Source organism: Sphingomonas sp. CCH21-G11, assembly GCF_001555965.1.
Lineage (GTDB): Bacteria > Pseudomonadota > Alphaproteobacteria > Sphingomonadales > Sphingomonadaceae > Sphingomonas.
Genome location: NZ_LSHX01000033.1, coordinates 74,071 through 95,377 on the forward strand (window position 1 = coordinate 74,071; position 21,307 = coordinate 95,377).

At 63.7% G+C, this 21,307-nt stretch carries 14 protein-coding genes and 2 tRNA genes; 2 read left to right on the forward strand and 14 right to left on the reverse strand.

Translation table 11 applies throughout. The features are described 5' to 3' along the window. Nucleotides 1-126: 126 nt before the first annotated feature. From AX676_RS09045 to AX676_RS09080, 8 genes are all read right to left on the reverse strand, one after another. Nucleotides 127-1,761, reverse strand: coding sequence for a GMC family oxidoreductase (locus AX676_RS09045; protein WP_082730782.1), 1,635 nt, complete (start codon nucleotides 1,759-1,761; stop codon nucleotides 127-129). Between the two features lie 76 nt (nucleotides 1,762-1,837). Beyond that, nucleotides 1,838-3,262 (reverse strand): aldehyde dehydrogenase family protein, encoded by a 1,425-nt coding sequence (locus AX676_RS09050; protein ID WP_157228455.1) that lies wholly within the window; start codon nucleotides 3,260-3,262, stop codon nucleotides 1,838-1,840. Between the two features lie 231 nt (nucleotides 3,263-3,493). After that, the gene (locus AX676_RS09055) at nucleotides 3,494-6,103 is read right to left on the reverse strand and encodes a TonB-dependent receptor (RefSeq protein WP_223181513.1); all 2,610 of its coding nucleotides are present in this window, start codon (nucleotides 6,101-6,103) and stop codon (nucleotides 3,494-3,496) included. Nucleotides 6,104-6,541: 438 nt separating this feature from the next. Continuing rightward, on the reverse strand, nucleotides 6,542-7,867 hold the full coding sequence (locus AX676_RS09060) for a tyrosine-type recombinase/integrase (protein WP_081095415.1): 1,326 nt from the start codon (nucleotides 7,865-7,867) through the stop codon (nucleotides 6,542-6,544). Nucleotides 7,868-8,057: 190 nt separating this feature from the next. Then, nucleotides 8,058-8,134, reverse strand: a tRNA-Met gene (locus AX676_RS09065). 58 nt (nucleotides 8,135-8,192) lie between these two features. Continuing rightward, a complete protein-coding gene (locus tag AX676_RS09070; protein WP_066479777.1) occupies nucleotides 8,193-8,717 on the reverse strand; it encodes a 2'-5' RNA ligase family protein in 525 nt (174 codons plus the stop codon). Beyond that, nucleotides 8,714-10,618 (reverse strand): potassium transporter Kup, encoded by a 1,905-nt coding sequence (locus AX676_RS09075; RefSeq protein ID WP_066480160.1) that lies wholly within the window; start codon nucleotides 10,616-10,618, stop codon nucleotides 8,714-8,716. Before AX676_RS09075 ends, AX676_RS09070 begins: the two co-directional genes overlap by 4 nt. A gap of 147 nt (nucleotides 10,619-10,765) precedes the next feature. After that, the gene (locus AX676_RS09080) at nucleotides 10,766-11,245 is read right to left on the reverse strand and encodes an Lrp/AsnC family transcriptional regulator (protein WP_066479776.1); all 480 of its coding nucleotides are present in this window, start codon (nucleotides 11,243-11,245) and stop codon (nucleotides 10,766-10,768) included. A 143-nt stretch (nucleotides 11,246-11,388) separates the two neighbouring features. Here AX676_RS09080 and ald point away from each other — a divergent pair, with 143 nt between their 5' ends. Beyond that, nucleotides 11,389-12,501, forward strand: coding sequence for an alanine dehydrogenase (ald, locus tag AX676_RS09085; RefSeq protein ID WP_066479774.1), 1,113 nt, complete (start codon nucleotides 11,389-11,391; stop codon nucleotides 12,499-12,501). 10 nt (nucleotides 12,502-12,511) lie between these two features. Here the strand turns inward: ald and AX676_RS09090 are convergent, their stop codons facing one another. From AX676_RS09090 to AX676_RS09110, 5 genes are all read right to left on the reverse strand, one after another. Continuing rightward, nucleotides 12,512-14,215, reverse strand: coding sequence for an alpha-amylase family glycosyl hydrolase (locus tag AX676_RS09090; protein WP_066479771.1), 1,704 nt, complete (start codon nucleotides 14,213-14,215; stop codon nucleotides 12,512-12,514). 104 nt (nucleotides 14,216-14,319) lie between these two features. Then, nucleotides 14,320-14,967: a tetratricopeptide repeat protein gene (locus tag AX676_RS09095; RefSeq protein WP_066479764.1), complete on the reverse strand. Its 648-nt coding sequence runs from the start codon at nucleotides 14,965-14,967 to the stop codon at nucleotides 14,320-14,322. Nucleotides 14,968-14,977: 10 nt separating this feature from the next. Next, nucleotides 14,978-16,030, reverse strand: a complete 1,053-nt coding sequence (locus AX676_RS18065; protein ID WP_066479762.1) for a Glu/Leu/Phe/Val family dehydrogenase — start codon at nucleotides 16,028-16,030, stop codon at nucleotides 14,978-14,980. Nucleotides 16,031-16,061: 31 nt separating this feature from the next. Next, nucleotides 16,062-16,138, reverse strand: a tRNA-His gene (locus AX676_RS09105). Between the two features lie 77 nt (nucleotides 16,139-16,215). Beyond that, a complete protein-coding gene (locus AX676_RS09110; RefSeq protein ID WP_066667212.1) occupies nucleotides 16,216-17,520 on the reverse strand; it encodes an ATPase, T2SS/T4P/T4SS family in 1,305 nt (434 codons plus the stop codon). Between the two features lie 209 nt (nucleotides 17,521-17,729). Between AX676_RS09110 and AX676_RS09115 the strand changes: the two genes are divergently transcribed. Further along, complete coding sequence (locus AX676_RS09115) at nucleotides 17,730-18,401, forward strand: prolyl hydroxylase family protein (RefSeq protein WP_066479759.1); 672 nt, start codon at nucleotides 17,730-17,732, stop codon at nucleotides 18,399-18,401. An 82-nt stretch (nucleotides 18,402-18,483) separates the two neighbouring features. Here AX676_RS09115 and AX676_RS09120 read toward each other — a convergent pair whose 3' ends face one another. Then, on the reverse strand, nucleotides 18,484-21,225 hold the full coding sequence (locus AX676_RS09120; protein WP_066479758.1) for a TonB-dependent receptor domain-containing protein: 2,742 nt from the start codon (nucleotides 21,223-21,225) through the stop codon (nucleotides 18,484-18,486). Between the last annotated feature and the right edge of the window lie 82 nt (nucleotides 21,226-21,307).

The following is a 21,307-nucleotide window of genomic DNA, read 5'->3' on the forward strand; positions in this document are numbered from 1 at the left end:
CCGCGCTCCTCTAAGGCGCTCGCCCACAATGGCGCAGTCGACACATAATAAACTGACATGCGATAGGCCTCTCCGGACTTCTTTTCGTAAGCATCTGTGTCTGCAGCATTGATCCAATCGTCCAATTCAATATTCTGCGATGCTATTCTTGCTGCTCATATTATCGTGCCGGATCATGTCGGCGGCTTTCTCGCCGATCATGATGCAGGTTGCATTGGTGTTGCCGTTGACGACTGATGGCATGATCGAGGCATCGGCCACGCGGATATTTGCGAGGCCGTGAACGCGCAGGCGGTTGTCGACCACCGCCATCTCGTCGGTGCCCATCTTGCATGTTCCCACCGGATGATAAGCATGATTGGCTTCTGCCCGGATATAGGCGTCGATCTCTTCATCAGTTTCAAGGTAGCGGTCAGGATAGAGAGGCCGTTTCATCATCGCCTTCATGCGATCCGAATGCAGGATCTCCTGCACGACACGGAAGGCATTGCGCAACGTCTTGAGGTCGTCGGGATGACTCAAGAGATTGAGGTCCATCTTGGGATCGGATTCGGGGTTTGAGTCATGTAAGGCAACCCAGCCGCGGCTCTTTGGGCGCCCAATATTGAGAATGATCGTATAGCCCCATTTCGTCATCAGCTTGTAGTCGCGCGCATGGTCGCGATAGGCGAGCGGCACGACATGGACCTGGCAGTCCGCCCGGTTCTGCCCCGGCGCGGATCGCAAGAAACCGCCTGCAGCCGTGGGCGGCGATGCCAGCCAGCTTTTCCTTTGCGTGAGATACTGGAATAGGTCTCGCACGGTCTTGAGCGCGCCAACGACATTGAGTGCGATCCCGAGCCGCTTCTTCGACTGGTAAACCAGCATCAGGTCAGGATGGTCGTGAAGATTCTGGCCGACACCGGGAATATCATGAATCACTTCGATTCCATGCTTCTCCAACTCATCACGCGGTCCGATACCGGAAAGCATCAACAGTTGGGGCGAATTATAGGCGCCGGCGCTGACAATGACTTCCTTTTCGCACGGGATCGTCTTCAACTGCCCGTCCTGGGAATACTCGACTGCCACCGCGCGGTTGCCCTCAAACCTGATACGATGGACGCGGGCATGTACTTCGACGCGGAGGTTGCCGCGCCTGCCCATCACCGGATCAAGGTAACACGCCTTCACGCTGGCGCGCTTCCCGTCCTTCACGGTAAACTGATAGATGCCGACACCTTCCTGGCTGGCACCATTGAAGTCCGGATTGGCTTGATGGTCCAGTCCAGTCGCCGCCTCGATGAAAGCATCATAGACATCGAATTCGCGCTTGCCGTTGGATACGTGAAGCGGTCCCGACGAGCCGTGAAACTCATCCTCACCGCGCTCATTATTCTCAGCCTTGCGGAAATAGGACAGGACATCGTTGTAACCCCAGCCGTCGTTGCCGAGTTCGGCCCAGTGGTCGAAATCCGACCGGTCGCCGCGGATATAGACCATCCCGTTCATACCGCTCGATCCACCCAGCATCTTCCCGCGCGGATTGTAGAGGCGGCGGTCGTTGAGCGCCTTTGAAGGGTCGGTGTTGAACCGCCAGTTGAGCGTATTGATCCGATAGTCTTGGATCAGCGCCGCAAAAGCGCCGGGCGTGGACACAAGCGGCGAGGTGCCTGGGCCGCCTGCCTCGAGCAGGCAAACGGTGACATCGGGGTCCTCGGACAACCGGCTGGCGATAACGCCGCCCGACGACCCACCTCCAATAATTACATAGTCAGCCATTTGCTTCCCTTGTCATTCGACCCATGCTGGCGACCCGGCGTCATGCAACATGCCAGCATCAACCGCCGCAGCCACGTCAGAGGATCTTTTCGAAGATGTTGAGTAGTCCTTCGGTCTTGCTCGAATAGGGTGGCAGAAGTTGACCAAGCAGGCTGAGTTTCGGCTGAGAGAACACCGGCTTGTAATGAGTGAAGCGCTCGAAACTGGCGACGCCGGTATAGGCACCGATGCCGCTCTGTCCGATGCCACCGAAAGGCAGCCGGCGCTGGAAGACGTGCATGACCGTGCCGTTGAGAGTCACGCCGCCAGCGTGCGTTTCGGAAATGATCTTGCGCCGTTCCTCACTTTCGTCGCCAAAATAATAGAGCGCCAGCGGGCGCTCATGCCGGTTTACGTAGCGAATGAGCTCGTCTTCGGAGCGATATGGCATGATCGGCAGGATCGGTCCGAAAATCTCCTCCTGCATCATCGCCATGTCATCGGTAACGTCGAGAACCGCCAACGGCACGATCCGATGCCGTTCAGGAAGCGTTCCATCGCCGTTGTCCGAGAGGTTGAGCACCGTCGCGCCCTTGGCTTCGGCATCATCGAGCAAACCTTGGAGCCGCGCGAACTGTCGGTCATTGATGATACTGGTGAAATCGGGGTTGCTTGCCGCGTTGGGGTAGCATTTGGCAACCTGAGCGCGGAGTGCGGCGACGAAGCTTTCCATCTGATCGACATGGACGAAGGCATAGTCAGCGGCGATGCAGGTCTGGCCGGCGTTGAGCAGCTTGCCGAACACTAAGCTTTCACAGACTTGTGCAAGCGATGCACCCTTGCCCACGATGGCAGGGCATTTGCCGCCAAGTTCCAGAGTAACAGGTGTAAGGTTGGCAGCCGCCGCTTCATAGACTTTGCGGCCAACCGCGGGTGAACCGGTGAAGAGAATATGGTCGAAAGGTAGGGCCGTCATCGCCTGTGCCATGTCGGGCCCGCCCTGGACAATCGCGAATTCCTCTTCGGCGAAATACCGGCGCACAAGCCGCTCGCTGGCTTCGGCGGCGTTGGCGGAAACTTCGCTCGGCTTTGCGATCACGCGGTTGCCGGCCGCCAATGCACCGGCCGCGCCAACGAATATGGTGCCGAGCGGATAGTTCCACGTGCCGAGAACGCCCACCACACCTAGGGGCTGGGGGACCAGGCGCGATGAACCGGGAAGGCCGAAGATGTCAGTCTTCACCCGCCGCGGCCTCAGCCACGTCTTCAGATTGCGGCGCGCAAATTTAATTTCCGATATGCCAAGCATCAGGTCGAGCAGGATAGTCTCGTAGCGGGATCGAATGCCGAAATCGGCGGCAACGGCATCGACCAATTCGTCTCTGTGCTGCTCAAATATCCGGCCAAGGCGCCCGAGCAGGTCCATGCGTTCTTCGTAGCTGCGCGAAACCTGCTCACGCGTCCCTTCGCGTTGGGTCGCGAAAATTCGTTCCAGCTCAGTTCTGTTCCGAGACGCATCCACGTTAAATCGTCCGGAGGCGCGCTGGCCGCTCGGCGCTGCTCGCCTGGGCGGTGCTTTCAGCTGCGCCGATCTCAGTGATCACAGCGCGCTCGATTCTGTACGCCGTGCCGATGAATGAGGGACCGTTGCCGGTGGAACGCATAATGGATGCTCCTCGGTCTGAAAGTCAGGTCGAAAAAATCGGGGGCAGCGGGCGGGAGAGGATGCCCGCCGCCCCCGTCGCAGCAGCGATCAGAACTTGACTGTCGCTTCGACGCCATAAGTGCGCGGCATGCCGCGGTTCAGATAATCGTAGCCGAACACGTTGATGTTGAGGCCGTAGGTGTAGTAATATTTGTCGAACAGATTCTTCGCCCACAAGCTAACCGACATATTGTCGTGCGCATAGGTTAATCGCGCATTGGCGAGCCAGTAGCCCGGATTTGCGCATGTAATCGCCTTACCCGCGAGCGTTATGTTCGATCCCGCTGGGGGTGTATCGCACGGTGTCTGCCCATAATTCTTGAACGGATCAAAATAGTACTTGCCCATGTAGGACGCATCACCGCGCAAGGTCAGCTTGTTGGTGCCGTCATCGATCATATCCCAGTCGAATCCGGCCTGGAACGTAACCTCCGGCGCGTTCGGGAAGGGATTGCCGTTGACGTTCAATGTCGGGCTGGCCGGGTTTGCCGGATCGATCACATTGCCTTTGTACTTGCTGTTGAGATAGCCCAGCGAAGCATCGAAACGCAACGTATCGGCCACCTGCCAGGCGAGTTCGGCCTCGCCACCGAACAGGCGACCATTGGCGCTGCGCGTGAAGGTTGTAGCGCCGACCACCTGCGTTACTTGGTGATTCGAATACTCGTAGTAGAAGCCCGCGAGGTTAAGTTGGACGCGGCGATCGAACAGCCGGGTTTTGAGCCCCGCCTCATATGCATTCACCTTTTCAGGCTGGATATAATAGACTTGATTGACGCCCTGATAGGCAAGCCCGTTGAAGCTGCCGCTGCGGTAACCGCGACTGTACTGGAGATAGCCCATGATATCATCGGCGAACTCATAGCTGACATTGATACGGCCGGTTAGCCTGTTTGCCTTTTCGCGCTGCTCAAGCGGCGCGAGATTGGGGTTGTATGGATTGCTGTAGGGGATCAGGTTGACAACCGGCGTCGTACCGTCGAGCGCATAGAGGAAAGTGCTGCCGTTAAGGTAATTGACCTTATCCTGGGTGTAGCGTGCACCCACCGCCACGGTCAGCCGCTCGGTCGCTTTCCAGGTTACGTCGCCGTAGATCGCCTTCGAGGGGCGCGACACGTCAAAACGCTGTTCGCCGAGGATCGGGGTGAACGGAGGCGCGCCTGCCCCGGCGCAGCCCGCCGAAAAGCTACCCCCCATGCCGCCATTGCCCGTATTATTGATCGCGATGTCGGTCTGGAGTGCAATCAGCGAGCGTGCATCAAGGAAGCCGTTGGGATTGATCTCGATCGCGTCGCAGAATCCGGCATCGCCAGGCCCCAACGCCGGATTGGCGGCAAAGGCTGGGATATAGCGGATCGCGTCGGGCGTTCCGATTGCGGCGTTATTGTAGCTGCCCGGAAGACCGGCGCCAAGCAGCAGCGGCCTCAGCGCCCCGAAAAAGTCCGGGTAGTTGACCGTCTTGACCTTGTCCCTGCCATAATAAAGGCCGGCAATGATATCGAGGCGGTCGTTCGAATAGCTGAAACGCAGGTCCTGGTTGAAATTCTTGCTCGTCGACGTGAGGCCGATCGAGCAGAGATCGGCTGGGCCGCCATCGCAATCATCAGGATTGTTGATATAGTCGCCGGTGTCGTAGCCGGTAATCGAGGTGACGGAGAATTGGTCGCTGACATCCCATTTGATGTTGAGGGCTATCCCTTTCGACTTGCTGATGTTCTTACCTACCCGATCAACTGCGACCTCATTGTCACGCAGCAACCGCCCGCCTAGGAAAGGTTGCGGATCGTAACGCGAATAGCCGAGCGCATCCTGCCCGCCCGCGAGTTGACCACCTGCATAGGGCGCGGTGCCCCATGGATCGTCCTTCGCGGCATAGAGCTTCAAATTGATGTCGAGATCGGGATCGGGCCGGAAGCGGATCGAGATGCGACCGCCGATCGTATCGGTGGTCCCTAGGTCGCGCTCATTCCCAGGCAGTACATTGCGCTGCCAACCATCCCCTTTTGCAAAAGTACCGGCGACGCGGACGCCCAAGATGTCGGGAACCAGCGTCGCTTCAGCGGCGCCCTGCACCGTGAAAGTGTCGTAATTGGCATAGCCGGCGGTCAGATAGCCATTGGCCTCTCCCAGATCCGGCTTGCGCGTGAAGAAGCTGATCGCGCCACCCGTGGTGTTGCGACCGTAGAGTGTTCCTTGCGGTCCGCGCAGTACCTCGACCCGGTCGATGTCATAGAGTTGCAGGCCATGGCTCGCCCGGAAGCTCTGATAGACTTCATCGACATAGACGCCAACCGGCGACGCAGTGGAGGCGGAAAATTCGTTCGCCACTGAAATCCCGCGCAGCGAGAAATTCGGTTGGGTGCGACCATAGGGAGTGGTGACTTGCAGGCTGGGGATCGCGCCCATCAAGTCTGAGGTCTCCGTGATGCCGCGCGTGCGCAGCGTCTCGCCGCCTATGGCGGAAACGGCGGCTGGAACATCCTGCAAATTCTGTTCGCGCTTCTGCGCCGTGACGACGATTGTCTCAAGGCCACCTTCCTGCGCCTCGGGCTTTTCGCCCTGCGATGCAGCGTCCTGGGCATGTGCCGGCACTGCAAGCGCACACGCGATCGATAGCGCGGTGGCACAAAGCAAATTTGTCCTAAAGGCTGTGACCATGACTGTCCTCCCCACGGCATTTTTTGATTTGGCGCCATTTGCCGCGCCTTGGGGCTCATCGTCCAATTCAATTTGTTGGCGAACTATTCCTCCCACTCATTGATTAAGGACTGATGAGCCTGCACCGCTGACGCTTCGTGGCGACGCAAATAACCCCATATATTTCATTGAATTAGTCACGCTGAGCGCGTCCATCGGGACGGATGCGCGCGTTCTGCTCGCCCCAATCGAGCCCTTCCAGACGATGTATCGGCGTAATTGGCGGTCCCGGCGGTTTCCCTTGTCGAGTTGCAAGGGGAATCAGCTATGATGAGATGTAGTGAGATACGGTTTCTTGGAGTTCATTCTACTATTCGCGGATGCATCTAAGTAGCTGATATTTCTAACAACTATGGCAGAAAACCGCGCCTCTAAATCGGCGGTTCTGACTTTTGAGGCTCATCGCGAAGCCGCCCGAAGGGGGCGTTGCCAATACGGCTGTCTCTGGTCGCTTGGTGGCAGGTGCTGGATGGGAGCGGAACAGCGCATGAATTGTGAGAACTCGATAGGATTCTTCTCGACATTCGACACTGCGGTTGCCGCGTCGATCACGTCGGCCCAGTCTTGGAGCATCCGCCTTCGCGGTGTGAGATAGAGCGCACTGTTGTAAGCGCCGCGCACCTCATCCTCGTCCTCGTGAGCGAGCGCCATCTCGATCCAATCCGGCTTGTAGCGTTCGGCTTCGTTCGCCCAGGTCGAGCCGAGCCCCCTAAACCCATGTACCGTCTGCCGATGGAGATACCCCATCCGATAACAGGCATAGATCATGGTGTTCTCGGAAATAGACTTTCCAGGCTTGGCTCCGGGAAAGAGGAACGCATCGTTCGTCGCCTGCAAGCGGCGCTGAACGATCATTGCGGCCTGGCGGGACAGCGGAACAAGATGCTCACGTTCCATCTTCATGCGCTCCGGCGACAGACGCCATAGCGGGTTCGGTCCATAGAGATCCTCGAACTCGTCCCTGGCCGCGAAGCGGGTTTCGCTGGTTCGGACCCATGTGAGCAAGGTGAACAGCAGCGCGTCACGGGTGATCTCGCGGCGGCGCGGCGTGTCCTCGCCGTCATAGGCGAAGATCGCTCGCACCAGCTTCGGAAACTCCGCGAGCGGCACGCGCGCCATGTGCCTGACGGGCGGCTTGGGCTTGAGCGCATCGTTGAGGCCGAGCGTCGGATCGATGGTCGCCCAGCCGCTCGCGATCGCGAAGCGATAGATCTGGCTGACGTTCTGCTTGAGGCGACGGGCGATATCGAGGGCGCCGCGCGCTTCGACCGCGCGGATCATCTCGAGAATCTCGGGCGGGTCGATTTCCGTGATCGGACGCTTCCCGATGACCGGAAAGACGTCGCGCTCCATCCGGTTGATGACGCGCAGGGCATGGGCCGAGTCCAGCCCTTCAATACGATTGGCGTGCCAGGCCCGCGCAATCTCTTCGAACAGCTTGAGCGCGGCCCTCTGCTTCTTCGCCCGCTTCCTGGCCTCGGCGGGGTCCTCACCCTGATCGAGCAGCCGCTTGGCTTCGGTCCGCTTCTCGCGGGCGATCGCCAGCGTGACGGTCGGATATTTGCCGAAGCTCAGCAGTTTTTCCTTGCCGTCGAAGCGGTATTTCAGGCGCCAGAGCTTCGATCCGTTCGGCTGGACGAGCAGGTGCAGGCCTTCTCCATCGGACAGCTTGTAGGGGCGCTGCCGCTTGGTGGCGTATTTGACCTCAAGTTCTTTCAAAGCCATCTGGGGGTATCGCCTGTTTTGGGGACAGCCGAAAAATACCCCCAAAATACCCCCAATCCAAATCGCCGTGGGTGGCCGCAGCCGGTCGCACCGGGACGCCGGCGTACGCAACGGGACGCGAAAAATATTTGATTTTCCTCGAAAAATGTCTGCCAGTGGCCTCAGTGGGTCACTGGTGGACAATCCGGGTTGGTAGCGGAGGAGGGACTTGAACCCCCGACACGCGGATTATGATTCCGCTGCTCTAACCAACTGAGCTACTCCGCCCCAGAATACCGGCATCGCGGTCGGCGAGCGCGCGACATAGGGGCGTCGCGCGCGACGGTCAAGCGAACATGTGGCGCGACAGCGGGGCCCAGGGCCCGCCGCGATATTCCCATGCGGCAAGGCCGGAAATGACGAGCGGGCGTGGCGTGAAGCCGGCGGCGAGTTCGTCGAGCAGCGCGCGGGCGGCGCGCGCCGGCACCTTGTTCTGGATCGTCACATGCGGTCGCCATCCGGCGCGGTCCTGCGGCACCAGAAGCGGGGCGAACGCCTCCGCCAGTTCGTCGCGGATCGTCGCGAGCCCGGGCGATTCGACGCGAAAGGCAACGCCACCGCCCAGGTTCATCAGCCCGGCGATGCGGGCGTCGGGGCGGGGCTGCCCCCGCGTCGCCGCGTTCAGGCGCTGCTTCAGTTCGCGAAGCAGGTCGGGGGGCAGATGGTGGAACAAGGTAAGGTGCGCGTCGAGCTGGTTGCGTTCGGGCGGGAAGTGACGCTGACGCAGACCATTGAGCCACGCGAAGTCGGCTGGACCGAACAGCGCGCTGACGATCACGGGTCCGCGCGCGACGTCGCGGGCGTCGGTCAAATCTCGACCTGGCTGCCCAGCTCGACGACACGGTTGGTCGGCAGGCGGAAAAACTCCATCGCGCTTTCGGCGTTGCGCAGCATCCAAGCGAACAGCTTTTCGCGCCACAGCATCATGCCCGGCTTGTCCGACGGCAGCAGGGTCTGGCGAGCGAGGAAGAAGCTGGTTTCGATCATTCGGAACTCGGATCCGCAATCGCGCACCTGCTTCAGCGCGGCGGGCACATCGGCCTCCTGCATGAAGCCGTAGCGCAGGATCATGCGATGAAAGCCCTGGCCGAGATCCTCCAGCTCGACCCGGCAATCGTCGGCGACATAGGGTTCGTCCTTGATCTTGACGGTCAACAGGATGACCCGGTCGTGCAGAACCTTGTTGTGCTTCAGATTGTGGAGCAGCGCGTGGGGCACGCCATCGGGGGTGCTGGTCATGAACACGGCGGTTCCCGGCACGCGCGTCGCCGAATTGGCGGCCGACGAGATGAACACCTGGATCGGCATGGCGGAACGGCGCAGTTGCTCGATCATCAGCATCCGACCCTTCGACCAGGTGGTGAGGAAGGTGAAGATGACGAGGCCGACGAGCAGCGGGAACCAGCCGCCGTCGGGGACCTTGGTCAGGTTGGCGAGGAAATAGGCACCGTCGACCACGAACAGCAGCGCGAGCAGCGGCACGGAGAAATACCACCGCCACTTCCACAGCGAGAACAGCAGCACGGTCAGCAGGCATGTGTCGATGAACATCGCGCCGGTCACCGCGATGCCATAGGCCGAGGTGAGATTGGACGAGCTCTGGAAGATGAGCACGAGCAGGATGACCATCGTCATCAGCAGCCAGTTGATGAGCGGGATATAGATCTGTCCCGCCGTCGATGCGCTGGTGTGATCGATGCGCAGGCGCGGCATGAAGCCGAGCTGGATCGCCTGTTGCGTAACCGAAAACGCACCCGAGATGACTGCCTGACTGGCGATGATCGCCGCCATCGTCGCCAGGATGACGAGCGGGAAGCGCAGGCTTTCGGGCGCGAGCAGGTAGAAGGGGCTTTCGAGCGCGAGCACGCCGTCGCGCAGCAGCAGTCCGCCCTGGCCCATATAGTTGAGCATCAGCGCGGGCAGCACGAACCACAGCCACGACAGGCGGATGGGATTGCGGCCGAAGTGACCCATGTCGGCATAGAGCGCCTCCGCCCCGGTCACCGCCAGCACCACCGAGCCGAGCGCCAGGAATGCGGCGAGCGGCTCGTCCGCGAAGAACAGCACGGCATGATGCGGGGACAGTGCGCCGAGCACTGCCGGGCTTTGCGAAATGCTGATCGCGCCGAGCGTCGCGATGGTGATGAAATACGTCATCATGATCGGGCCGAAGAACGCGCCGATCCGCGCCGTCCCGTTGCGCTGGATCGAAAAGAGGAAGATCAGGATGAACACCGACGCGGGCAGCACGAGGCCGCCAAAGCCGGGCGCGGCGACCGCGAGCCCCTCGACCGCGCCAAGCACCGTCACCGCCGGCGTGATCATGCTGTCGCCATAGAAAAGCGCGGTGGCGAACACGCCCAGCAGGATGATCCCGGCCGTCCAGCGCCGGTTTCGCGTCTTGCCGGAAATCAGCGCGAGCAGCGCCAGGCTGCCGCCTTCGCCCTTGTTGTCGGCGCGCAGGATGATGAGGACGTATTTCAGCGTCACCACCACCATCATCGACCAGAACATCAGGCTGATGACACCCATCACATGCTGGGTATCGAGCGCGAGCGGATGGTGGCCCGCAAAGGTTTCGCGGAACGCGTAAAGCGGGCTGGTGCCAATGTCGCCGAACACGACGCCAATCGCCGACACGGCGAGTTTCCACACGGCCTGTTCGCGATGGTGCGGCGCAGCGGCTTCGTCTGCGTCGGGTGTGGCCTGCACTGAGGCGGAGCCGGCGCTGGTCAAGGCCGGAAGTCAGTCGGAAATGAGGTCAAAATCATCGAAACGATACCGTGCTTCCGAAACAATCCGCCCGAAAAGCCTGGCCGCGCCGGTATCACCATGCGTTCGCGCTTGCAACAGGCCGACTCAGGGGCACCGTTCGCCGAACAGTGCATCGGCCTCCGACCGGGTCGGTACCGCGCGGAGCACGAAGCTGGAGCTGATCGTGTGGACGCCGGGCAGGCGGCCGAGATGTTCGCGATGCAGCCGCTCATAATCGTCGAGGTCGCGACACAGTACCTTCAGCCGGTAATCCTGCGATCCGGAAACAAGCGCGCATTCGACGATCCCGTCGATCGCGCCGATCGCGCGTTCAAACTGCGCCAGATCCTCCTCGACCTGTGTGCCGAGCTTGATGTCGACCAGCGCGATGACCTTGAACCCCAGGGCGCGATGATCGATCCGCGCACCATAGCCGCGAAGCAACCCGGCTGCCTCCAGCGCCTGGATCCGCCGCGTGCACGCCGATTGCGACAGCCCGACTCGCGCGGCGAGCTCGCTGACCGAAGTCCGTGCATGCGCGGACAGATGGCTGAGGATGGCGAGGTCGATTCGATCGGTCTGCATGACTTGTGCATCCTAGCGCGGATTGGCGCAGGGTTCATGCAAAAGCGTGGTGCTGCCACCGCTGCCTTTGCAAAGACATCCGCCGCACGCTCGCGCTATGACACGCGCGACCGGCGACGAGGCCAGCGACGAGGAGAGTGACCATGCGCATCGGCGTGCCCAAGGAAATCAAGAACCACGAATATCGCGTCGGCCTGACCCCGCCTTCGGTGGCCGAACTGGTTTCGCGCGGACATCAGGTCGTCGTCGAGACAAAGGCGGGCATGGGGATCGATTTCGAGGATGCCGATTACGTCGCCGCCGGCGCGACCATCCTGCCGGATGCGGCGTCGGTGTTCGCGGGCGCGGACATGATCGTGAAGGTCAAGGAGCCGCAGCCGTCCGAAATCGCGCTGCTCGAATCGCGGCACACGCTGTTCACCTATCTCCACCTGGCCGCCGACAAGCCGCAGGCCGAGGGGCTGATGGCAGCCGGGGCGACCTGCATCGCATATGAAACGGTGACGTCCGACAGCCGGTCGCTGCCCCTGCTCAAGCCGATGAGCGAGGTGGCGGGGCGGATGTCGATTCAGGTCGGTGCGCATTATCTGGAAAAGGAACAGGGCGGGCGCGGGGTGCTGCTGGGCGGCGTGCCCGGCGTTGCGCCGGCCAAGGTCGCGATCCTGGGCGGCGGCGTGTCGGGCATCAACGCGGCGCAGATGGCGACCGGACAGCGCGCCGACGTGACCATCTACGACATCAACAACGACCGCCTCGCCGAACTCGACATGCATTTCGGCAGCACGATCAAGACCGCCTATGCGAGCAAGGCGGCGATCGCGGCGGCGGTGCGCAGCGCGCATCTGGTGATCGGCGCGGTGCTGGTCCCCGGCGCCGCCGCGCCCAAGCTGGTCACGCGCGAGATGCTCAAGACCATGAAGCGCGGTTCGGTGCTCGTCGATATCGCGATCGATCAGGGGGGCTGTTTCGAAACCTCGCGCGCGACGACCCACGACGACCCGGTTTATGTCGAGGAGGGCGTCATTCATTATTGCGTGGCCAACATGCCGGGCGCGGTGGCGCGTACCAGCGCGTTTGCGCTCAACAACGCGACGCTGCCCTTTGTCATCCGGCTCGCCGACCATGGCGCCGAGGCGGCGATGCAGGCGGATCGCCACCTGGCCAACGGGCTCAACGTGTCGGGGGGCAAGATCCGCCACCCGGCGGTCGCCGAGGCGCTTGACCTGCCGTTCGAGGCCTGGCCGGGCGCGCGCTGAGCGGCCCGCGTCAGAGCATTTCGAGCAGGATGACGTCCGCGCTCTTCGTCAATGCCACGCGGTCGCCGCGCACGGTCGACTCCTCGCCGCTATAGGCGTCGCGGACCCTTGTGCCCGGAGCGAACACGTCGTCGACCACGATGCTGTTCGCGCCGGGTGTGACGCCCGCCGCGACGACGATGCGGTCGCTGCCGCGCGAACCCTCCAGCACGCGCGCGAAGGTATAGGGCGCGCGCGACAGTTCACGGTGCTTGCCCGCACCGAGCGCCGGATGCGCCTTGCGAAAGCGCCCGAGCCGCCGCCAGTGATCGAGAAGCGCGGCGTTGCGCTCCACCGCCGACCAGTCGAAATTCGAGCGCAGGGTCGCGTCGCCGCGCGTGCCCGGCACGACCAGCGAGCGCCCGATCTCGTCGCCATAGTAGATCTGCGCGCCGCCCGGGCTCAGCATCAGCCGCGTCGCGTCGTCGCGCGCAGTCGCCCGTGTCGGATCGAACGGGTTCATGTCGTCGTGCGACGCGAGATAGTTGAGCACGCCGCGCCCCGCAAAATTGCCGCCGTTCAGGTCGGCGTCGAAAATGCGGTGCTGTTCGGGCATCGGCAGCGCGGCATGCGTCGGGAAGCCCATGTTGATCAGCGCGTCGAAGCCGTGCTGATAGAAATCGACCTGGCGGTCGCCATAGTCATAGCGGCGCTCGCGCGCGTGGCCGAAGCCGTCGAGGCCGAAATTGAACACCTCGCCGACCATATAGAAGGGCTTGTCGCCGGCGATCCGGTCGGGGTTGCGCGCGCGCCATTCGGCGAGCGCGATCTCCGCCTCACGCTTCAGGACACCCCAGATTTCGGGGTCGGTGTGCTTGGCGGTATCGACGCGAAAGCCGTCGACGCCGTAATCGCGTACCCAGTCGGTCAGCCATTTGACGATGTAGTATTTGGGTGCGCGCGGATAGCCGGTGCGTGCGAAGAAGCGATCGAGCTCCGCCATCTCGCGCTCGTACCGGCCCTCCGCCCGCCAGCGTTCGACCATGAAGTCGGGCAACGCGACCGGCGTTTCGGATTCGGTACGGATGTCCTGGAGCGTGAACGACAATTCGCACGGCACGTTGCCCGCGAAGTTCTTGTAATCGCAGGCCGGGCCGCGGCGGACCCAGTCTTCCGGCCAGCGCGGGTCGCCGCGGTCGGTCACCGCGCCGGCATGATTGATGATGACGTCGGCGATGATGCGGATGCCGTGGCGATGCGCGGCGTCGATCATGCGGGCGAGATCCGCCTCGCTGCCCAGCCGCGGATCGACCTTGCTCCAGTCGCGCGGCCAATAGCCGTGAAAGGGATAGCTGTAGCCCCATTCGCCCTCGATCACCGCGCCATGGACGTTTTCGATCAGCGGAGTGGTCCAGATCGCGTCGACGCCCAGCGCGTCGAAATAGCCTGCCTCGATCCGCTGCGTGACCCCGGCAATGTCGCCGCCTTCAAACCCGCGCAGCAGGTCGGGCTTGCCGACCGCGGGAATGGCGGCGTCGTTGCCGCGATCGCCGTTCATGAAACGATCGGTCATCAGGAAATAGACGGTCGCATTGCGCCAGAAGGGGTCGACCGGCGCGGTCGCATCGGCTGCCGTCGCCGGCCGGGTCGGCGGCAGGGTCGCGCAGGATGCGAGCAACGTCGCAACCATCGGCGCCAGCGCAACGCCAAATCGTCCAAATCCGCGTGCCGTCATCGTCCTCTCCTGCTGGCGCACCGGTATCTTCCGGGCTGCGCGTCCAGCGTAGCGGCGCAACGGCGCACGACGCGATGTATTCGTATGTGATCGCCGGCGTTGGTTCAGGGGCGGGCGGGGGCGAGCGCCTGCATTGCGGCGAAATCGTCGAGCATCGCGAGCCGTTCGGCAATCGCGGCGCGCGCGTTGCTGCCGGGCGCGGTCCGTTCCAGCGCGGCGCGCCACAAGCTGCGGGCGCGGTCGAAATCACCCGTCCGCGCCCGGCCGACGCCATAGAAATAATAGCCGCCCGGTGCCGATGGGTCGACGCGGATCGCCTGTTCGAACGCGAATTGCGCGGGCGGCGACAGGATGTCGCGGTCATGGTCGAGATAGGCGAGACCAAGGCCGCTCCACAGCGCAACGTTGCGCGGATCGCCCTGAAGCGCGCCGATCAGCAGCCGGATCGCCGAACCGGGCGATCCGACCCGGGTCAGCGCATCAGCGGCGACGAAAAACTGCGCGGTGCTGCCGAAGCGTCCGAACAGCTTCAGGCGCATCGACACGGTATCGGGATCGACCTGGCCGCGCGCTGCGCGCGCGCCGGTGGGGCTGCCGGGCAGGGCAGGCCGCCCCTGCAGCGCATAGCCCGCCGCCGCCAGCATCATCGCCGCGCCGGCGAGCGACGCCAGCGTCCGGCTGAACCCCAGTGCCCACAGAGCCGCGCCCGCCGCTGCTGCCAGTCCCGCCAGGATAAGCCAGCCGACGAGCATCGCCGCGCGGTCAGCCCCGCCCGATCAGGCGGCGCGCGATCGCGTCGGCAACATCGGCTTCGGGCTGGCCGGTCCGTGCGCTCTCGTCCCACACCTGGACCAACCGTTCCGGGATGCGCGCGACGCGGGCCTCGACCTCGGCCCGGTCGCCCTGGCCCAGATATTCGAGCGCGACGTTGATGATGCCGCCAGCGTTGATGACGTAATCGGGTGCATACAGGATGCCGCGCGCGTGCAGCCGCGCCCCGTCCTGGGGCGTCGCAAGCTGGTTGTTCGCGCCGCCCGCCACCGCCTTGCACCGCAGCGCGGCGATCGTCGCCTCGGTCAGGATCGCGCCCAAGGCGTTCGGGCTTACGATGTCGGTGTCCAGGGTCAGCACCGCATCGGGATCGGCGATCGCCGCGCCCAGCTCATCCGCCAGCGCCTGCGCGCGCGACCGGTTGACGTCGGCGAGGGTCAGGACGGCGCCGTCGGCCGCGAGCAGCCGCGCGAGCCCGCCGCCGACGCTGCCCACCCCCTGGATCGCGACGCGAACGCCGCGCATGTCATCGGTGCCGAGTGCGCGTGCGGCGGCGGCGCGGACCCCCAGATACACGCCGCGCGACGTGTAGGGGCCCGGATCGCCGCCCGCGCTGCCGGCGCTGGCGGGAAGGCCGGAGACATGACGCGTCGTGGTTGCGATCGCGATCATGTCGGCTTCGGACATGCCGACATCCTCGGCCGTCACATAGCGCCCGCCCAGCGAATCGATCGCGCGCCCGAACGCTGCGAGCAGTCCATCGGCCTTCACCGCGCCCGGCGACGGAGCCAGGATGACGCCCTTGCCCCCGCCCATCGGCAGGCCCGCCATCGCATTCTTGAAACTCATGCCGCGCGACAGGCGCAGCGCGTCGGTGATCGCAGCGTCGCTGTGCGCATAATGCCAGTAGCGCACGCCGCCCGCTGCCGGACCCAGCGCCGTCGAATGAATGGCGATCACCGCGCGCAGCCCGGTGTCACGGTCGGTGAACAGGTGGACGCCCTCATGGTCGTCGAAGTCGTCGAAACCCCAGTCGGTCGGCACGGCTGATTTCCCGGTATTGGGGAAGGAGGAATGGGGCGACCGACGGGGATTGAACCCGCAACCTCTGGTACCACAAACCAGCGCTCTAACCAATTGAGCTACGGTCGCCGCGAAGCCGCGCGCTTAGCGGGCAGGGCCGGGCGGCGTCAAGCATATCAGTCGCGCGCCCAACCCCCAAGTCGCGGCTAGGCGGCGATTGGCGTCCCGCGCGACAGCCGCACCGCTTCCTCCGCACTCGTCGCGCCCTCACGGACCAGCGCACGCGCCGCCGAGCCGAGGTTCGGCGTCTTCAAGAAGGCGTGGCGGGCCAGAATGGATTCGTCGCCGCCATCGGCGATCAGGCGGCGGATCGCATGATCGACCTCGACCAGCTCGAACGCGGCGATGAAGCCCTGGAACCCGGTTCCTCCGCAAGCGTCACAGCCCGCGCCCTGATACACGATCGCGCCGGGATCGAAGCCGAGCAGCGCCGAAACCGACGGCGCCGCCTGGACCGGGAAGCGGCATTCCGGGCAAAGCCGGCGGACCAGCCGCTGCGCCATCACCGCACGCAACGATCCGGCGATCAGAAACGGATCGATCCGGAGCGCGCGAAGCTGCAGGATTGCGCCGATCGCGTCGGCCGCATCGGTGCGCGCGATCATCATCGGTTGGGGCTGGGCGCTCTGGAGCGCAAGTTCCATCAGTGCGCGATCGGCAATGCCGTCGAAAGCGATCGCGTCGGGCTGATGCCGCGCGGCTGCACGAAGCATCTCGGCAATGCCCGAAGCACCGGGTTCGGTGACGGGGACATGGCCCAGGCCCGCGACCGGCGCGGACGGTCGGTCGCCCAGCGCCAGGACGCTGCGCCCGCGCGACGCCATATGCTGCAGCATCGCCGTTATCGTCGAATGCCGGCCCGAACCGGGCAGGCCCCCGACCAGGATGACGCCCTCAGCCCGGTCGAGCAGTCGCGACAGGCGCTGGCGCGTCCCGTGCGACGCCCCGCCCAGTGCGATCATGCGCGGCGCGGTGGCGGCGGCCTTGAACTCGATGTGGATCCGGCGTCCCTCGGCACAATCGAGCGCGCTGACCGACATGAACTCGCGCGCATCCCCGATTGTGCGGGCGACCGTCCGCTCGCCCAGATCGGCCGAGGGCGCGACGATCGCGCGAACCGCGGCGCTGATGGGTGCGCTCAGAATGCTGAGCGTCTGCTGCCGCCCATCGATGCGCGCACGCACGGTATATGCGCCGCAATAGGGCTCCAGATCGAGCCCGGGCGCGCCCTGACTGCGTGCATCATCGACCAGCGCGTCGAACAGCCGGCCCGCGACATCGTCGGCCGATGCACCTTCGGCCAAGATGAAACGAATGGGCTGCTGGCGCGCCCGGCGGTCCTGCAACGCCCCGGTCACCTGTTCGATCGAGGCAACCGGCAGGGCCAATCCTTCCGACGATGCTGCCAATCGATGCGGTTCGGCCGCCACGTCTTCCGGTCGCCGCTCCATATCGCCCACCGTTCAAAGCCCCCGGCGCTGCCGTCCCGCCCGCTGTTGCGGGTCCGCGGACGCGAATTGCCGGCGGATGCGCCGACTTTTCCAACCCGCAATTACGAACAAGATGTGACATTATTCTTTCAAAGGATCGGTGCGGGACGGCGCGGCGGATCGGCCGCCACGACTGGTGCGGCGATGCCGGTTTGGGCATGATAAACGGCATGGCGACGCGCGACCATTCAATCACCCGGCTGGGTTCAGGCCACCCCGGCGAACCGATCATCGCACAGATCATGACGCAACCGCGCGTGCAGCGCGTGCCGAGTCCCAAAGTCACGCTGTTCGTCTGTCGCGATTTCCTCGATGCGGCGCTCTGCGACGCGTTGATCGGCCGGATCGATCGCGATCGACGGCCGTCGACGATCGCCGATCCCAACGGCGATGCCTATTTCCGGACCAGCGAAACCTGTGATTTCGATGCCGCAGATCCGCTGGCCCAGGAGGTGGAGGCACGCATCAACCGCTTCTGCGGCATCGATCCCGCCCATGGCGAACCGCTGCAGGGGCAGCGTTATGCGGTCGGCCAGGAGTTCAAGCCGCACACCGATTATTTCTCGCCCCAAGGTGTCGATTTCGAGCGGTTCTGCGGCCGGTCGGGCAACCGCACCTGGACGGTCATGCTGTATCTCAACGTGCCCGAAGCGGGCGGCGCGACGCGGTTCAAGGCGATCGACAAGACGATTCAGCCCGAACGCGGCAAGCTGCTTGCCTGGAACAACAACCGCCCCGATGGCACGCCCAATCCGGCGACGATTCACCACGGCATGAAGGTGCGTGCAGGGACGAAATATGTCCTGACCAAGTGGTTCCGGGAACGCGCCTGGATCGGGTGACCGGGTAAGCCTGCAAAAAAGACGGGCCCGAACCGAAGTCCGGGCCCAGCGGGGGGAAACCGATCGGCCCTTTAGCCGGCGATCACAGCTTGGCGGTCAGGCCCACCGTGAAAATGCGGCCCAGATCATAGGTGTTGTTGTCGATCCGGACGCCGTTTCCGAAGTCCTGGAACTCCTGATAGCGCGTGCCGGTCAGGTTGCGGCCCTCGAACTTGAGCTCGAATTCGCGCTCGCCGAAGCGGATGCCCTGGCGCGCGACGACGTCGAGGCGGATGCCCGGGCGTTCGGTCAGGTCGGGCAGGCGGACGCCGCCCGAAGCCGAGGTCGGCCCGCGGTTGGTGACGCGCTCGCTCGCATAGTTGAACAGCACGGTCAGCTGCGACAGGCTCTTGGTGTCCTCGATGCCGAGCTGAAGGTTGACCAGATGGTCCGACTGACCGGTCAGCGGCGCGCCGTCCTGGAACAGCAGGTTGGCGGGTCGCAGCAGATTGTTCAGCGGGTCGGGAACACCCTGGTTTCCGATGATCAGTTCCGACTGGGTGTAGGTATAGTTGGCCAGCAGCAGCAGGCGGCGGCTGGCGAAAAAGTCACCCAGCGTGTCGAGCGGCACGTATTTCACAGCTTCGATTTCGCCGCCGTAAAGCTGCGCCGCCGGCGCGTTCGAGAAACCGGTCTGGATCGCGTCGGTACCCGCCGGGAAGAAAGAGACCTGTTCGATCGGGTTCTGGATGCGCTTGTAGAAACCGGCGACGGTCAGCCGCTGTTCGCGCGCGAAGAACCACTCGAAACGCGCTTCCGAATTCCACAGCTGCGAATCGATCAGGAACGGGTTGCCGAGAAATTGGCGATCCGATTCATAATCCTGGTAGATCTGGCGCGCCAGTTCGCGGAACTGCGGACGCGCGACGGTCACCGACGTGTGCAGCCGCAGCTGCATGTCGGATGCGAAATTCCACGTCAGCGTCGCCGACGGCAGCCAATAGTCGTTCGCGATCAGCGTTGCGGGGACATTGCCGCCGGACGGCAGCACTTCCTCGATCGCGTCCTCGTAACGCACGCCGGCGGTGATGCGCATGCCATCGATGATCTCGCCCTCGAGCTGGGCATAGACGCCATGGATGCGCAGCGACGCGTCATAGGCCGCGGCACCGAGCTGGGTCGACTGGTTCTCCAGGAAGATGCAGCTTTCGTCGGCGGCGAGGTTGAGTGCGGCGCGGTCGCAGCCGTTCAGAATGTTGAAGTCCGAGAGCAGAAAGTCCGGGCGCAGCTGCGAGAAGGCGAGGCCCAGGGCACCGCCGCGTGCGCGATAACGGAATTCGTAACGGCTCGAGCTGCGGTCGGAGTCCTGATAGGCATAACCCGCCGACACGGTGATCGGCCGGTCGAAATTGAGCTCGTAGCTGAAATCGACCGCACCCGACCACAGGTCCTCGTTCAGGTCGTTGAACGAGACCGTCGCGCTCTGGTTGCTGCTGCCGCCCAGATTGTTGACGTAATCGCCGACGACCGGGCTGTATTCATAGCGGAAGGCGCGCTCATAGGGTGACTCGCGCTTGGTGTTCGCATAGGCGCCGCGCACGTCGATGTTGAGCTGGCCGATCTCGAACTCGCCGACAAACTGTGTCGTGAACAGCTGGCGCTCGAACCAGTTGGTATTCTGTTCGATGAACGGCGCGTTGCCGTCGATGAAGCCGCCGATGTTCGAGCCGGTGCCCGCACCGAGCCGGCCCTGCTTGAGTGTGTCGTGGACGTAGAGGTTGGTGAGACGCACGCGCTGTTCGCCGAACTCGGCGCCGATCCCGATCAGGCCGTTCACGATGATGCGGTTGTCGGTCAGGACCGTGCGGAAATCGCGGTTGATGCCCGCGCCGGTGCCGTCGTCGGTGGTCTGCTGGATTGCGTCACGCGTCCGCCAGCCGTTGGAGATGCCGCCCGCCGCGATCAGGCCGATCCGCGTCGCGCCGACGTCGAACGACGTGCCCGCGCTGACCTCGCCCGACCAGTTGGCCGGAAGCTGTGCCTGTTCCTGCAACAGCGTGGTCGGCGCGTTCGACAGCGTGGCCAGCTGCGAGAACGAGTTGATCGAGGTGATGTTGCGACCGGCTTCGTTGATGAAGCCCGGCACGCTGCGCTCGCCGTCGTCATAGCCGAAGACATCGGCCGAACCGCCGTCATAGACATAGCCGAGTTCGCTCGACGTGACGGTGTCGAACCCGACGCTGCCACCGAAGTCGAGGAAACTTTCCTTGGGCACCGCACGGGTGGTCAGATTGATCACGCCGCCGCCGAATTCGCCGGGATAATTGGCCGACGCGCTTTTCTGGACCAGCGCCGAGGCGACGAGATTGGTCGGGAAGATGTCGAGCGGCACGACGCGGCGCAGCGGTTCGGGGCTGGGCAGCGGCGAACCGTTGAGCAGCGAGGAGGAATAGCGATCGCCCAGGCCGCGGACATAGACGAAGCCGTTGCCGACGACGCTGAGGCCGGTGACGCGCTGGAGCGCGCCGGCGATGTCGCCTTCACCCGTGCGTTCGATGTCGGCGGTCGACAGGACCGAGATCACCTGCGGCGTCGCGCGGATCACATTGGGGATGTTGCGGCCGACGACGACGATGTCCTCGCTCGAGTCCGACGCGCCGGGCGCGGAAATCTCGACCTCTTCCTCGACCTGATCCGGCTCGGCGGTCTGGCCCGGGTCAACGGTCTGGCCCGCGGGCGGCGTCGACTGGGCGTCACCGGCGGCCGCGTCCTGCGCCAGCGCGATGGGCGCCACCAGGTGCGAGGACAGGAGCAGCAGCGTTCCGAATGCGAGTTGCTTTTTCATCTTTGATATCCGGATCAGGGGTCTGGAAAGCACGAGGGAGCGAGGCAGCGTCGCGCTGCCCCGCTCCCGTGACGTCCGTGGC